Annotated in this window: 16 protein-coding genes and 2 tRNA genes; 16 read left to right on the top strand and 2 right to left on the bottom strand. The window is 34.7% G+C overall.

Translation table 11 applies throughout. The features are described 5' to 3' along the window. Positions 1–9 precede the first annotated feature (9 nt). From AC4AGG_RS06520 to AC4AGG_RS06505, 4 genes are all read left to right on the top strand, one after another. Positions 10–1182 carry a cysteine desulfurase family protein gene (locus AC4AGG_RS06520; RefSeq protein ID WP_489771183.1) on the top strand — a complete coding sequence of 391 codons (1173 nt, stop codon included), beginning with the start codon at positions 10–12 and terminating at the stop codon, positions 1180–1182. Positions 1183–1261: 79 nt separating this feature from the next. Further along, a complete protein-coding gene (gene trxA, locus AC4AGG_RS06515) occupies positions 1262–1579 on the top strand; it encodes a thioredoxin (RefSeq protein ID WP_489771181.1) in 318 nt (105 codons plus the stop codon). 127 nt (positions 1580–1706) lie between these two features. Continuing rightward, positions 1707–1780, top strand: a tRNA-Asp gene (locus tag AC4AGG_RS06510). A 28-nt stretch (positions 1781–1808) separates the two neighbouring features. Continuing rightward, positions 1809–1882, top strand: a tRNA-Asp gene (locus AC4AGG_RS06505). 475 nt (positions 1883–2357) lie between these two features. On the opposite strand, the gene rplS is transcribed toward AC4AGG_RS06505, so the two are convergent. After that, entirely contained in the window at positions 2358–2717 is a 360-nt protein-coding gene (rplS, locus tag AC4AGG_RS06500) for a 50S ribosomal protein L19 (RefSeq protein WP_489771180.1), read from the bottom strand. A 297-nt stretch (positions 2718–3014) separates the two neighbouring features. On the opposite strand from rplS, the gene AC4AGG_RS06495 reads away from it, so the two are divergent. From AC4AGG_RS06495 to AC4AGG_RS06440, 12 genes are all read left to right on the top strand, one after another. Next, positions 3015–3413: a hypothetical protein gene (locus tag AC4AGG_RS06495; protein ID WP_489771179.1), complete on the top strand. Its 399-nt coding sequence runs from the start codon at positions 3015–3017 to the stop codon at positions 3411–3413. Beyond that, a complete protein-coding gene (locus AC4AGG_RS06490; RefSeq protein ID WP_489771178.1) occupies positions 3353–4513 on the top strand; it encodes a sodium:solute symporter family transporter in 1161 nt (386 codons plus the stop codon). Before AC4AGG_RS06495 ends, AC4AGG_RS06490 begins: the two co-directional genes overlap by 61 nt. Next, entirely contained in the window at positions 4500–6005 is a 1506-nt protein-coding gene (locus AC4AGG_RS06485; protein WP_489771177.1) for a class I adenylate-forming enzyme family protein, read from the top strand. Before AC4AGG_RS06490 ends, AC4AGG_RS06485 begins: the two co-directional genes overlap by 14 nt. 68 nt (positions 6006–6073) lie before the next feature. Beyond that, positions 6074–6937 carry an alpha/beta fold hydrolase gene (locus tag AC4AGG_RS06480; RefSeq protein WP_489771176.1) on the top strand — a complete coding sequence of 288 codons (864 nt, stop codon included), beginning with the start codon at positions 6074–6076 and terminating at the stop codon, positions 6935–6937. A 2-nt stretch (positions 6938–6939) separates the two neighbouring features. Continuing rightward, a complete protein-coding gene (locus tag AC4AGG_RS06475; protein WP_489771175.1) occupies positions 6940–7500 on the top strand; it encodes a hypothetical protein in 561 nt (186 codons plus the stop codon). Beyond that, positions 7445–8365: a hypothetical protein gene (locus AC4AGG_RS06470; protein WP_489771174.1), complete on the top strand. Its 921-nt coding sequence runs from the start codon at positions 7445–7447 to the stop codon at positions 8363–8365. The genes AC4AGG_RS06475 and AC4AGG_RS06470 overlap by 56 nt, the downstream gene beginning before the upstream one ends. 146 nt (positions 8366–8511) lie before the next feature. After that, entirely contained in the window at positions 8512–10758 is a 2247-nt protein-coding gene (locus AC4AGG_RS06465) for a TonB-dependent receptor plug domain-containing protein (protein ID WP_489771173.1), read from the top strand. Between the two features lie 10 nt (positions 10759–10768). Further along, complete coding sequence (locus AC4AGG_RS06460) at positions 10769–11542, top strand: alpha/beta fold hydrolase (RefSeq protein WP_489771172.1); 774 nt, start codon at positions 10769–10771, stop codon at positions 11540–11542. Beyond that, positions 11542–12312, top strand: coding sequence for a 3-hydroxybutyrate dehydrogenase (locus AC4AGG_RS06455; RefSeq protein ID WP_489771171.1), 771 nt, complete (start codon positions 11542–11544; stop codon positions 12310–12312). The genes AC4AGG_RS06460 and AC4AGG_RS06455 overlap by 1 nt, the downstream gene beginning before the upstream one ends. 11 nt (positions 12313–12323) lie before the next feature. Beyond that, positions 12324–13025 carry a CoA transferase subunit A gene (locus AC4AGG_RS06450; RefSeq protein WP_489771170.1) on the top strand — a complete coding sequence of 234 codons (702 nt, stop codon included), beginning with the start codon at positions 12324–12326 and terminating at the stop codon, positions 13023–13025. An 8-nt stretch (positions 13026–13033) separates the two neighbouring features. After that, complete coding sequence (locus AC4AGG_RS06445; RefSeq protein WP_489771169.1) at positions 13034–13597, top strand: DUF4256 domain-containing protein; 564 nt, start codon at positions 13034–13036, stop codon at positions 13595–13597. Positions 13598–13645: 48 nt separating this feature from the next. After that, positions 13646–14302: a CoA transferase subunit B gene (locus AC4AGG_RS06440; protein ID WP_489771168.1), complete on the top strand. Its 657-nt coding sequence runs from the start codon at positions 13646–13648 to the stop codon at positions 14300–14302. Positions 14303–14370: 68 nt separating this feature from the next. Here the strand turns inward: AC4AGG_RS06440 and AC4AGG_RS06435 are convergent, their stop codons facing one another. Then, positions 14371–14886 (bottom strand): helix-turn-helix domain-containing protein, encoded by a 516-nt coding sequence (locus tag AC4AGG_RS06435; protein ID WP_489771167.1) that lies wholly within the window; start codon positions 14884–14886, stop codon positions 14371–14373. Positions 14887–15275: the final 389 nt, after the last annotated feature.

The raw sequence follows: 15275 nt of genomic DNA, 5'->3' as shown, positions 1-15275 counted from the left end.
TTTTTTAAAATAAGCATAACATTGGACACATCAACGGCTAAAATTTATCTTGACAACGCAGCGACAACAAGATTAGACGCAGAAGTCATTGACGAAATGATTTCGATTCTCAAAAACAATTACGGAAATCCCTCATCCACACATAGCTTTGGACAGGAAGCCAAAATTTCCATCGAAAAAGTAAGACGCAATATTGCGGATGAGATGAAGGTTAGCCCCGCAGAAATTATCTTCACCTCTTGTGGAACAGAATCTAACAACATGATTCTGAAGTCTTCTGTCGCTCATCTTGGTGTAGAACGTATTATTACTTCTCCTTTGGAGCATAAGTGCGTTGCAGAAACCATTCTTTATCTCAAAAGCACTGCAAAAATTGAAGTGATGTATCTTAAACCTAATGAGTTTGGAGATTTGAGTTTGGAGGATTTGGAAAATCATTTGATGTCATCAGAAAAGAAGACTTTGGTTTCCTTAATGCACGCTAATAATGAAATTGGGAATCTACTTGACCTTCAGAAGACAGGGGAGATTTGTAAAAAACATAACGCACTTTTCCATTCTGATACCGTTCAGACGGTAGGACATTATTCGTTAGACTTTAGTACGACTCAAGTAGATTTTGCGTCGGCAAGTGCTCATAAGTTTCATGGACCCAAAGGAAGTGGATTTGCCTTTGTAAGAAAATCAACAGGTTTAAAATCACTAATTACAGGAGGGCCACAAGAGAGAAGCCTTAGAGCTGGGACGGAAAATGTTAGCGGAATTGTCGGTTTAGGAAAAGCTTTCGAGTTGTCTCTTAATAACCTTGAAAAATATGCTCAGCATATTTCAACCATTAAGCAATATGCCATCGAAAAACTTCAGGAAAAGATTGAGGGAGTAGCCTTTAATGGTAGAAGTGGAGACTTGGAAAAGAGCCTTTATACAGTTCTTAATCTTAGATTGCCGTTTGTAGATCCCTTGATAGGAATGAAATTAGACATGCAAGGAATTGCCGTGTCACAGGGCAGTGCTTGTTCTTCGGGTGCATCTCGACCGTCAATGGTGTTACTTTCGATTCTTGATGACGAACAATTATCAGGAACAACACCGCTGCGTGTTTCGTTCAGTCACATGACAAAAAAGGACGAAATAGATGTGCTTGTTGATGCTTTATCAAAAATTGCAATGGATCTTCAATAATTGATTTAACCTATCGTTATATTAGAAGAAACATTATTGTAAAAAACATAAATTTGTATTCAAAATAAATAAAATTATTATGGCATTAGAAATTACAGACAGCTCATTTGACGAAGTTGTTTTGAAATCAGACAAACCAGTATTAGTTGATTTTTGGGCTGCTTGGTGCGGACCTTGTAGAATGGTTGCTCCAATTGTAGAAGAAGTAGCAAAAGATTTTGAAGGAAAAGCAGTGGTTGGAAAAGTTGACGTAGATAATAACCAACAGGTTTCTGTAGATTACGGAATTAGAAATATCCCTACACTTTTAATTTTCAAAAACGGACAAGTAGTAGATAAAATCGTCGGAGTATCTCCAAAAGAGGTGATTTCTGAGAAGCTTTCTGCTCATTTGTAAAAAAAATAGAATTGATAATGAATGCCTTCCGATTTGGAGGGCATTTTTTTTAAATTTTGTTTGGTAGATTTAATAAAAGTTGTAATTTTGCAATCACAAAAAAAGAGAAACGTTCTTATACAAATTTGATCCGGTAGTTCAGTTGGTTAGAATACCTGCCTGTCACGCAGGTGGTCGCGGGTTCGAGTCCCGTCCGGATCGCAATTTTTTTATAAAAGTTAAACTACTAGATCCGGTAGTTCAGCTGGTTAGAATACCTGCCTGTCACGCAGGTGGTCGCGGGTTCGAGTCCCGTCCGGATCGCAAAGACGTTCAGATTATGAACGTCTTTTTTTATGCTGTATTTTCATGTATAATCCAAATTACATGTATAGCTACCTGTTATAGGTGACATCTCAATAATCCTTCCAATCTATATGTGATATATTCTAATGAAGGCGGTTTTAAGGCTTATTTTTGGAGGTTTGCGCTAACGATGCCAGTTCCTTAGTAAATGAACAAAAGTGATTTAAAACAGTGGAGAAAACGAATAGTTTGTTTTGATAAAGAGTTAATAGAAGTTTATTTCCATAAAATCAAATATCTCATTAAAAATCTATCGCTTGGAGTTGCTTTTAATCAAGTTTTAGGCCTATAGGAAGCCGATGGTAGAAGGTAAGGGCAGAACAACGAAATATCAATTAAAAGTATCCCTAATGCAATCTGATTCCCAATTAAAGTATAATGCAAAAAAAAACCATCCGAATTGGATGGTTTTGTATGTTGTCTCGAAATTCTCTTACTTCTTAACTTTGAAAGGAGCATCTTTGATTCTCGCTTTCTTACCTCTAAGGTCTCTAAAGTAGTAGATTCTAGCTCTTCTAACTTTACCTCTTCTGTCAACTTCGATTTTTTGTAAAGCAGGCATGTTGATTGGGAAAACTCTCTCTACACCAACATCTCCACTCATTTTTCTGATGGTGAAAGTCTTGGTAGCACCAGTTCCTCTTAATTGGATAACAACACCTTTAAAGAACTGAGTTCTTGTTTTGTTACCTTCCTTAATTTCGTAATACACTGTAATTGTGTCTCCTGCTTTGAATTCAGGGAAATCTTTTTTTGTAATGTACTGATCTTGTACGTACTTAATTAAATCCATTTTTTAATAAAAATAATTGTTTAAGCTAAACAACGTTCACGGTTATCGTCAGAGGTTGATTAACAGGTGGCAAAAGTACAACTTTTATTATAAATTGACAATAGGTACATTTCTTTTTTTATTCAGTTTTGTTGTTGGATAAGTCATATATTTGTTGTCTTTTTATTTATAGGCGATGACTAAGATTATTTATTATAATTATCTTTAAGTCATACCTTAATTTTGAGGAGCAATGATGTTATTTAAAGGTGAATTTTTATTCATTTGCTCCTGTTTTATTAATGAAAAAATAGATTTATGGATCAATCAAACAAATGGCCTCTTTATATTAGTATTGTACTAATTGTTTATGCGGTTGTTATCTTATTTTTTGTCGTTAGAGGAGCGCTTAAAGCTAAAAGCATTAGTGATTATGCAGTTGGAAATATGGGATTCCCTTCATGGGTAGTTGGTCTTTCTTTGGCAGCCTCTATGACAAGTGCCGCAACTTTTATCATTAATCCAGGATTTATAGCACTTTACGGTGTTTCTGGGATTATTTCCATGGCGGTTGTGTTGCCTCTTGCAGCGTTTGTTTCACTTATTTTTTTACAAAAGGTTTCGCCAGCTATGGTAAAACCGTCAAAGCTAATACGATGTCGCAATGGATTGGTAAGCGATTCAATAATTCGTCCTATAAAATGTTTTTTGCGGTAATTGCTTTATTGTTGATTACTTTCATTGTGTTGATTAATGTTGGTCTTACTCAGGTTATTTCTAAATCTCTTGAAGTAGAGCCTTTTTATGTTTTGCTCGGAATTACCGTTTTCGTTTTTGGATATATGATGTTTGGTGGAGCTAATGCAATGGTTTACACCAATACTGTTCAAGCAGTAATTATGATTATCGTTGCATTGATGTTGATATTTTCAGGTTCAAATTTATTAGATGGTGGAGTTTCAGGGTTAATGACCAAACTGGAACTTATAGACCCAAACTTAATTACAACCACCAATACCAAAAGTTTTCTCTTCAGAGATTATTTTGAAATAATTTTTTGTCAAATGGTTGTAGGAATCGCGATTGTTTGTCAACCTCATATTATGACAAAGTCTTTACTTTTAAAAGACCCTACTAAAGTGAATAGTTACTTATTCTTTGCAATTGCATCAATGTCAATATTTTTCTTTATTGTAATTTCGGGGTTGTATGCAAGAATCATGTTTCCGGATTTAACATTTCAGGGAAAACCATTGAAAATGGACGAAATCATTTCAACTTACGTTGTCAATCGATTTTCTGCAGCAGCGGGAATAGTAGTAGTTGTTGGATTAATTTCTGCAGGACTTTCAACATTAGAAGGACTGATTCAATCGTTGTCTATAACAGTAACATCAGATATTTTGCAACCGATTTTTGGTGAAAAAGTTGAAAAAAACGGAATGTTCATCAACAAAATTGTAATTGTCGCTTTAGCCATTGTTAGTTTTTATTTTAGTTGGGAACAAATTCAGCATCCAAATTTGAGTGTTGGGATTTTTGGACAAAACGGAGTTTATGGATATTTTGCGGCAGCATTTGTTCCTGTTTTCTTCGGAACTTTTGTAAAGAATGTTAAAGCTTCGACTGTTTTCACTGCGTCGATTGTGGCTATTGTTATACATTTTGGTATTTATTACCTGCAGTTAATTCCTTATACACAAGGTAAAGTTGGTAATCCGGGAGTTTCAGCGGCGATTGCAATTATAACTTCTTTGTTAGTGGCTGTAATTTTACATAATTTAGGCAAAAAAAAGATAACTAATGAACAGCCTTGATTGGTTAAAAAAATGGGCGGATTATATCCCTAACAAAATTGCCGTAACCAATCTGGATATAGGTGAAGAGTTTTCGTATGGCGAAATGCATCAATACGCTAACAAAATTACAACTTTGTTGGAAGGCAGAATCAAAGAAGGAGACCGTATTGCTGTTTTGGCAGAACAGTCTGCTTTTTTAATAGCTCTTTTTTCGGCATGTCAAAGATTGGGAGCGATTTTGGTTCCGATTAATTACAGACTTTCTTCTACAGAAATACAGTCTTTGCTTAAAGATTGTGCGCCACAATTATTGATTTACAGTGAACATTTCGAGGAGAAAATAATGTTGATTAGTGAGTTGTACAAAAGCTATCCATTAATCAGTTTTATTGATGAGGTTAAAGAACAAAAAATTGGTTCTAAAGCAGAAAATCGAATTATCAACGAAGACTTACCTATTTTTTTATTCTATACATCGGGAACCACAAAGAAACCAAAAGGCGTTTTGTACACCAACAAAATGTTGTTTTGGAACAGCCTCAATACAAGTATGCAATTGGAGTTAACCTCCAAAGATAGAACGGTAAATGTTTTACCACCTTATCACACTTCTGGCTGGAATATTTTTCTAACCCCTTTGCTTCACAATGGTGGTCACATTTCGATACTTAAAAAATTTGATGCCAATCAAGTTTTATACTTTTTAGAAAGAGAGAAGGCAACAGTTTTCATTTGTCTTCCAACGCTGCTTCAAATGATTTCGAAGGAAGAAAATTTCAAAAGCTCTAATCTTTCTGCATTGCGTTATATCATTACTGGTGGCGAATTTATCAGTAAAGAAACAATAGAATTTTGGATTAAAAGTAAAAACGTCTTCATTAGACCCGGTTATGGTTTAACAGAAGCGGGACCAAGTATTACTTCGCTTCACCAAGACGTTGTTTTAGAAAAAAGTGAATCCATTGGAAAAGCCAATTTCTATGTCGATTTGGATATTAAAAATAAGCAAGGTCAATCACTTGGTGACAACGAAGTTGGGGAATTATGTATCAAAGGAGATATTGTAACTCCTGGATATTGGAATAATTCAATTGCCACGAAAGATAAGTTAAAAGATGGTTGGCTTTTTACAGGAGATTTGGCGTATCGTGATAGTGAAGGATTTTATTATTTGATGGGAAGGATTGACGATATGTACATTTCAGGTGGAGAAAATATTTTCCCTCAAGAAATTGAAAAAGTCCTCAACTTACATCCTGCAATTACAAAAAGTTTTGTTTTGCCTGTACCTGACGAAATTTGGGGCAGTAAAGGAGTTGCCTTTATTGTAGCGAAACCTTCTCTCGAAACTATTGAAATCGAAGAATTTTTAAAAGATAAATTGGCAAAATTCAAACAGCCAAAGAAATATGTTTTTCTTGATGATTTTCCATTAACAAGTGTTGGAAAAATTTCTCGGAAAGATTTGTACAGAATATACCAAAATCAACACTCAAGACAAGAATTATGAAGTATATTTATATTGTAATTACGATGGTGCTCCTGAATTCTTGCACCGCCCAAACACAACATAATACAATGAGCGAAACCATTTCAACATACCATTACAAAACTAAAAAAGTTGAACTTTCTGGAGGAGATTTGTATTATACAAAAGAAGGGAAAGGAAACACAGTTTTGGTTTTTTTGCATGGATTGAGTAGCAATTCCGACGCTTGGTATCGCAATATTGAAAGCTTAAAAGACAATTATACTTGTATTGCTTTAGATTTACCGGGACATGGCAAATCGTATAAAGAAGCTGAAGAATTTACCCCAACATTTTATGCTAAAGTTTTAGAAGAGTTTTTAAATAAACAAAACATCAAAAAAATTGTTTTGGTAGGTCATTCGATGGGAGGTCAAGCTTCGGTTCGTTTTGCAAATCAACATCCTGAAATGGTAGAAAAATTAATTTTGGTCGCACCCGCAGGAATTGAAGAATTTTCTGATTCAGAAAGTGTTGCTATTAAATCTTTTACTAAAAAGGAGGCAGTGAAAAACACTTCTGATGAACAAATTGAAAGAAATTATAATCTCAATTTTTATAAAACTCCGCCTGAAGCATCCAATATGAATGCTGAACGGAAAATGGCAAAATCTGCCTCTGATTTTGATTTGCATGCTTTAGCTATTGAAAAGAGCGTGAAAGGAATGTTGGATGACAAAGTCATTGATGATTTTCCAAACTTGAAAATGCCTGTTCTTATTTTGTTTGGGAAAAATGACGCATTAATTCCTAACAAATTTTTGCATATCGGAATGACTACCGAAAAAGTAGCAGAAAAGGGAAAAACCTTAATTCCGAATTCAAAAGTCGTAATGTTTGAGGAAAGCGGACATTTCCTTCAATTTGAAAAACCAAAAGAAGTCAACCAAGCAATTATTGAATTTATTAAATAATAATGAAGCCGAAATTAAAGGTCTATCAACAATTCGCCGAAACCATTCTTCCACATGAAGCGAGATATCTCGAGAGTCTTGCGAACTTTCAAGACGATGAGAAAAAGCTGATTTTTTCGACAACCATACATAATGCTCTTCAACCCGAAGAGCAAATTTCTTTTGATGGTGAGATTGATAAACGTAAATATCATCATGTAAAAAATTGGATGCAAAAGAAGTTGGACGAACGTGACGTAGATAAGATTGGAGCGTGGATTTTAGAATTTAACAAAAAACTTTCGCTGGATATTATCTCTGTTTCGGAAGAGAAAGAGATGCTTTTATATATCAAAAATTATAAAAATATTGGCTTTAATTTTCAGATTTTGTACGAAATGGCGAGAGAATATCGGTCTTATCTTATGATTAGATTGAGGTATGAAGACCATTCTATCGTTTCGGAATTTTTGTCAAATTTTGAAAACGCTTATTTAAAAGCTAAAGAGATTCAGGAAAAATTGTACGTTGCTACCAAAGAAATCACAGAAGAATACACCTCGAAAACCGAGAAAAAAAAATAATTGGGAAAAATGGCTGTTAAAAGTTTTTGAAAACGAACAAATCAACGGAAACAACCGATACAAAGCTTTCATCCTTGTTGCTTTTCATTATAATAGTACGAAACAGTCAGGTAAATTGCAGAAAATTTTTGACAAAATTGATGTGTACTTTTCTCAAGGTCAGTTGTATTGCAGAAGACTTTTGTATAATTACTACGGAAGTCGGGTTCTTCTTCATTCCAAGGAAAACGATTTTAACAAAGCCATTTATTTTGGAAAATTATCGATTAGACAGGAAAATACGGATACTTTGATGTACGTTAATAATTTGGTTTCCAGTTATTTGAAAGTAGGACAGTATCAAGAGGCAAGAAATCTTTCCGAAAGCTACAGGAAACTTTACGAGGAATCTCAAAACAGTTATCGACGGATTACTTTCATGTCAAATGACCTTCGGACTTTGGTTGGACTTCAACTTTACAAAAAAGCCGAAAATATGGGTCTTTTCTTTTACAATAAATACGAGGACGAAATCCTGCAATACCGATGGAATCACTTCTTTTCGTCGTATGTTGATGTCCTATTAAAAACCGAAAATTATTCTGATATTTTAAAGATTGAAAAGAGATTTCAACTTACTTCAAAGGAAAAGGAAAAGGAAAGTTATAAAATCGATACTCATGTCCCAGTAATTTCTTTGGGAGTAACATTGGCTTTGTATATGGAGAACTCGATTTCGAAGGAACAATTGATTTCTAACATTCAGCAATTGACATCAAAGGTCAAAGTGAACGAATCCAACCGACTTTTCTACGAAAAAATCACAGAAACACTTTCTAAAAACCTTCCAGAGTTATCAAATGTATTTAAGTCGCATTATGTTTAAATAATTGAAATTCAAAATGTAATATCATTATTTTTTTAAAAGGGACTTTAAAAAAATAATAGTCACACCACTAAAAACAACTTTCGCAAAGATTTCACCTTAAAAACAGTGCTAAAATTGTATCACTAAAATTAATAGAATTAGATATGAGAAAATTACTGTTTTTTTCGGCTTTGCTGACAGTTACTACTGTTTTTGCGCAAAAAGGCGATACAATTAAAACCAGCAGAATCGATGAAGTTATTGTTTCTGCCAATAGAAAAGTTCAGAAAGTAACAGAGGTTCCCGCAACTGTGAATGTCATTTCCGCTAAAGATATTGAGGAATTTCCAAGTTTCAATCTTGGTGAATTAGCAGCAAGGCAAAAAGGTGTTGACTTTGTAAGAAGTGGAGTTCTTGGAACAGGGATTAATATGAGAGGATTTAATTCTGCTTTCAATTCCAAAAATTTACAGATGAACGATGACCGAGTTGCTTCTTTAATTGCAACGGGCCTTCCTTTCGGAACGATGTCGACCATTACTAAAGATGATGTAGAAAGAGTTGAAATCTTATTAGGACCAAACGGAACTTTATATGGACCAAATGCTCATAACGGTTTAGTAAGTACATTGACAAAAGATCCATGGAAGTATAGAGGAACTACTTTTGCATTAGGTGGAGGAAATCAAAATGTATTAACTTACCGTTTGCGTCACGCTCAACCAATCGGAAAAAAATTCGCATACAAACTTAACTTTGAAAGATCTCAAGGGACAGAATTTGAATATAATGATTCCGTCTATGTAGGTACAACTGCTTACCCAGAATTGGATTTAGATAGAGATTTTAACACCACCAAATTCAACACCAAGCTATTCTATAAACCTAATTCAAGTTCAGAATTAAGCGCATATTACGGGCACAGTAACAGTAATATGATTGGGGTTACCAGTGCAGGAAGAAATCAGATCAAAGATTGGACGATTGATATTTTTCAAATGAAGTATATCGCCAAGAGATTTTTTGTAAATTCTTATTACACATGGAGTAATACAGAAGACACCTACGCAATGAACCAGAGAACTCAAAACTACGTTTCATTTATTAATGCAGGTTTTTCGGACCAAGAAGCACGAGATCGATCATTTAACGAACAGTGGTTTGGAGCCTCTCCAACTGCAGGAGTTGCTCTAAAGAGAGGTGCGCTCTTCAAAGATGCTTCACGAAGATTCAATGCGGAAGGTCAGTACAACAACAAATGGGGAATTTTTACATTAACGACTGGTGTACAATTCCAAAGAGATATGGCGAACTCAAAAGGCACTTATTTGTTTGATCAAGACGGAGTTATTAATGTTAACCAACTTGGCTTCTATGCACAGACGGAATTTGATTTAGTTTCAGGATGGGGACTTTTAGCTGCTGCAAGATTAGATGATCATGATTTCTATGGAAACAATTTCTTACCAAAAGCAGCCCTTACCAAAAAAATTGGAAACGGAAACTTTCGTTTAACTTACGGAAAAGGGATTGCTGTTCCTTCAATTCTTAACTTAAGAGCATATATGTTTGGCGGTTTAGTATTAGGAAACGGAGAAGGATTTACCCTTTCTGACGGTACAAAAATCGAAAAACTTCAAGTAGAAACCATCGATTCTTTTGAGGCTGGATATAAAGCAACATTTAACAATAAGCTTTATGTTGATGTGAATGGATATTATAATATTTCAAAAGATTTTATCTCACCATTATTAAACATTGCGAACGCTGCAAAAGGAAAATTAGTTACGCACATGGGCGATACTCCAATTTCGCAAGTTACAGGAGCTAATCCAGCATTTGTACTAACATACTCAAACTTTGGTGAAGTTAAAACGTACGGTTTTGATTTAGGACTTAATTATTATTGGACAGATAATTTTTCTACTAAATTCAATTATTCATATTTCGGAAGAAGCATTGACAAGGATGATTTGAGCAATGATGGTAACAAAGATGGTGTGGTTTTAGAAACCGATTTACCAATTAACACTCCAAAAAACAAATTCAGTCTTGGATTTCTTTATAACAAAAACAAATTTTACGGAGCGCTTTACGGAAGATATGTTGAAAAGTATGATTTCTTTTCTGGAATCAACATCGCAGCAAAAACACAAGATTTAAATGGTGACGGAACCAACGATGTAATCGAAAATGCAAGAAACGGAAGAACTTGGAACTACGGACAATTAGGAGGCTTTACAGTTGATGCAAACACAGGATATAATTTCAGCAACGGAATTTCTGTGGGAGCTAATGTTACCAATCTTTTCAATGCTAAAGTGAGAGAATTCGTGGCATCTCCTGTAATCGGAACACTTGTGAGTGTAGAGTTCAAGTACAACATCGATTTCTTCAAAAAAAATAAATAGATTTTTCATAATGGCTTTAACAAGCATTAATGGGATTGAGTTATTTTATCAAGACCAAGGAAGTGGGGACGTTGTAGTATTATTACACGGACTTGGTTCTACTCATCAAGACTGGGAATTACAAATCCCAGTCTTGTCCCAAAAATTTAGAACAATTGCCCCAGATTTTAGAGCTCACGGTCAATCAACTAAAATTCCTGAAAAACAAGGAGTCGAAGAAATGACTGAAGATATTGTTCAATTATTAGACTTTTTGAGCATCAAGAAAGCAAGTTTTGTTGGATTTTCAATGGGAGGAGCTGTCGCTTTTCAGTTAGCGATTTCTCATCCAGAATTGGTTGAAAAATTAGTCATCGTTAACTCAGGACCCGATTTTAACAGCGCAAAGGAAATAGGAATTGACCTTCTTCAAGAACGAACAAAAATTATCAAAGAAAAAGGATTTCTTCATCTTGCTGAAACCATTTCAAATGGAATGTTTCCCGAAGATGCTCAAGTCGCATGGAGAGAAGATTTTAAAAATAGGGTTATCGCAAATGACGAATCAGCTTACCTTAATACCTTCGGTCAGTTGATGAATTGGGGATTAGGAGATCAAATAGAATTGATAAAGCAACCGACTTTAGTCATTGGTTCCGAAATGGATTACACGACTGTTGAGTATAAGAAAAAATATACAGAAAATCTTCCGAACGCCCATTTTGTTGAGGTGAAAAATTCGAGACATGGAATTGTATTAGATCAAGCGAATGTATTAAACGAAGAACTTTTAAAATTTTTATGATGGCAAGAAATGTAGTGGTTACAGGTAGTACAAGTGGTATTGGTTTTGGGATTGCTGAAGCTTTTGCCCAAAACGGAGATAACGTTTTATTTAACGGAATTGAAGCCAATGGAAATGAAATTGCTTCAGAAGTTGGAACCAAATACCATGTGAAAACGGATTTTATCAACGCCAATCTGATGACTCCAGAAGGTGTTCAGGAAATGATTGATTATGCATATGAAAAGTTCGGTTCAGTTGATATTTTGGTTAACAATGCAGGAATACAGCATGTTTCTCCAATAGAAGATTTTCCCATCGAAAAATATCAGCAGATTATTAATCTTAATATGAATTCTGTATTTTATGCATCAAGAGCGGTATTTGCAAAAATGAAAGAACAGAATTTTGGACGAATTATTAACGTCTCTTCCGTTCACGGAATTAGAGCTTCGGAATACAAATCAGCTTATGTTACCGCAAAACATGGCGTGATTGGATTGACCAAAGTTTTAGCTTTAGAAGGCGCTCCGTTCAACGTGACCTGCAATGCCATTTGCCCTGGATATGTAAAAACGCCTTTGGTTGAAGGACAGATTAAAGACCAAGCAAAAGCTCACGGTATGTCAGAAGATGAGGTGGTCGAAAAAGTAATGTTAAAAAAACAAGCTGTAAAAAAATTCGTTCCGATTGGGAAGTTAGCAGAAATAGCCTTATTTTTAGGAGCAGAAAATGCAACGACAGTTTCCGGCACAACCTTCACGTTAGACGGAGCTTGGAGTGCACAATAAAAATTAATTTTATGATAGATAAACGCGTAAAGAATGCCCAAGAAGCAATTAGCGGGATAAAAGACGGCATGACCTTGATGTTAGGCGGTTTTGGATTATGCGGAATTCCAGAGAATTCGATTAATGCTTTGGTTGAAAGTAATGTTACGGACCTTACTTGTATCTCAAACAATGCAGGAGTCGATGATTTTGGTTTGGGATTATTGCTTCAGAAAAGGCAAATCAAAAAAATGATTTCATCATATGTTGGTGAAAATGCCGAATTTGAACGTCAAATGTTATCAGGAGAATTGGAAGTAGAACTTACTCCACAAGGAACATTAGCCGAAAAATGTCGTGCTGCACAAGCAGGAATTCCAGCTTTTTACACACCTGCAGGATTCGGAACTGAAGTTGCTGAAGGTAAAGAAGTAAAAGAATTTAACGGGAAACCTCATATTTTGGAACACGCTTTCAAAGCTGATTATTCTATTGTTAAAGCTTGGAAAGGTGATCACGTTGGGAATTTAATTTTTAAAGGATCAGCCCGTAATTTTAATTTTCCGATGGCTGGAGCTGGGAAAATTACCATTGCTGAAGTCGAGGAATTAGTAGAGCCAGGAACATTGGATCCTAATGAAATTCATATTCCGGGAATTATGGTTCAAAGAATTTTTCAAGGAGATACTTTTGAAAAAAGGATAGAGCAGAGAACCGTAAGAAAAAGAAACTAACTCAAGATATGGCAAAAAATAATGAACTATCAGTAGCAGAAATCGGAGGGCTATTGGATGTTCTAAAAGTCAGATTCGAGAAATTTCCAGAACGTCATGTTGGTTTGGATTGGAAAGAAATTCAACTGAAATTAGACAATAACCAGCCTGTGCTATGGTCTATTTATCAAATGGAAAAAACGGGAGGGGAGCCTGATGTTATTGGTTATGATCAATTTACGGATTCGTATATTTTTTGCGATTGTTCTGCAGAAAGCCCAAAAGAAAGAAGAAGCTTGTGTTACGATAAAGAAGCCTTGGATAAAAGAAAGGAAAACAAACCGAGAAATTCTGCAATAGAGATGGCGAAGGAGATGGGTATCGAAATTCTTACGGAAGAAGAGTATCATCAACTACAAAGTTTGGGTAATTTCGACCTCAAAACATCGAGTTGGCTGAAGACTCCAACGGAAATTAGGAATCTTGGAGGTGCTATTTTTGGAGACAAGCGATATGATCATGTTTTTGTATATCATAATGGTGCGGAATCTTACTATGCAGCTCGTGGATTTCGTGGAATTATAAAAGTGTAAATTACTAAAAGTCAATATATCTAATAACAATACTTTATCAATAAAAAGATGTTAACAAAAGAACAAATTGCAAAACGCATATCAAAAGAAGTCAAAGATCGTTATTATGTTAATTTGGGAATTGGTATTCCAACTTTGGTGGCCAATTACGTTCCTGAGGACATTTCGGTCGAATTTCAAAGTGAAAATGGAGTTTTGGGAATGGGACCTTTTCCGTATGAGGGAGAAGAAGATGCAGATGTAATCAATGCTGGAAAGCAGACTATTACGATTCTTCCAGGTGGTTCTTTCTTCGACTCTGCCTTCAGTTTTGGGATGATTAGAAGTAAGAAGGTGGATTTGACTATTTTGGGAGCAATGGAAGTTTCTGAAAAAGGAGATATTGCAAATTGGAAAATTCCGGGTAAAATGGTGAAAGGTATGGGAGGGGCAATGGATTTGGTTGCTTCTGCGGAAAATATTATTGTTGCAATGATGCACACCAACAAGGAAGGAGAGTCCAAAGTACTTAAAGAATGTACGTTGCCTCTAACTGGTGTTGGTTGTGTTAAAAAAATTGTTTCGAATCTTGCTGTAATGGAAGTAACAGAAGATGGACTCAAATTATTAGAAAGAGCACCTGGAGTCTCAGTGGAAGAAATCGTCAATTCAACTGAGGCCAAATTAATCGTTGAAGGAGAAATTCCTGAAATGCAAGTGGACTAATTTTAATTTTCATAGATATGGAAAATCCTTTTCAATTATTTTTGAAAAGGATTTTCTTTTTATACGACTTAAGGTTCGAAACTCTCGAATTTTCCATTTTCGTAGAAGATCACAATCCTCTTTATTTTATTTTGCTGATTATCAATTATTTGTGATTCTTTTTGAATTTCCTTAACCTCTAATCGCTGAGAATCGCTTAAAATATTTTTTTCTGGACTTGGGGAGGCTATAGGGGAATCTCGCAAGGGTTCAGGTCGAAGTCGATCTTCCGATTCAGTTGCTCCAAACTTATCTTCATCAATTAAGGAGAATAGGTCTGGAATAGAGGTGGGCTTCTGAACAGGTTCATTATTTTCGATTTCTGTTCGATCCGATAGAAGCATTTCACCTTTACCCTCAATTAACCATTCCCAATTCAAGTCTGGAAAGCGCTCTTTCACTTTCATCAAAAAATCAAGAGAAGGTTTGTTCCTTCCAGAAGTGATATGCGAAATAGAGGAACGTTGTACATCCACCTGTTCTGCAAACTCAGAAGGAGTAAGTTGAAAGTGCTCTATAATTTTTACAATTCTATCATTTAACATTGTTAAAAAACAATTTTTTATTAGTTACAAATGTAACAAATTGTTTTCAAATGTAAAAATACAAATGTAAATAGTGAAATTCACAAAAGTAACAGGATTAAATATAATATAATCAACTACTTACGAATTGTTTAAAGCTCTGTTCTATTCTTGTGTTTGCTTTCTTCATCATATTTTAACTTTCTTGATTACTCTTGATATTTTTTTTTGAACATTATTCTAATTCTAGGTAATTATCTGAAATATTTCTATTCTAAATAATTGATAAAATTCTAAGTACTTAATAATTAGAGCTATGGTTTCGATAGATTTTATAATATATTATAAATGTTGTAATTGATACAAATATTTAAGATCATTTATGGTAGTCTATACTTGTTGATATTTTA

It is taken from the genome of Chryseobacterium sp. CG10_8 (genome assembly GCF_058117085.1).
The sequence above is the reverse complement of the archived record's forward strand: the minus strand, read 5'-3'. Positions and strand labels throughout refer to the sequence as shown.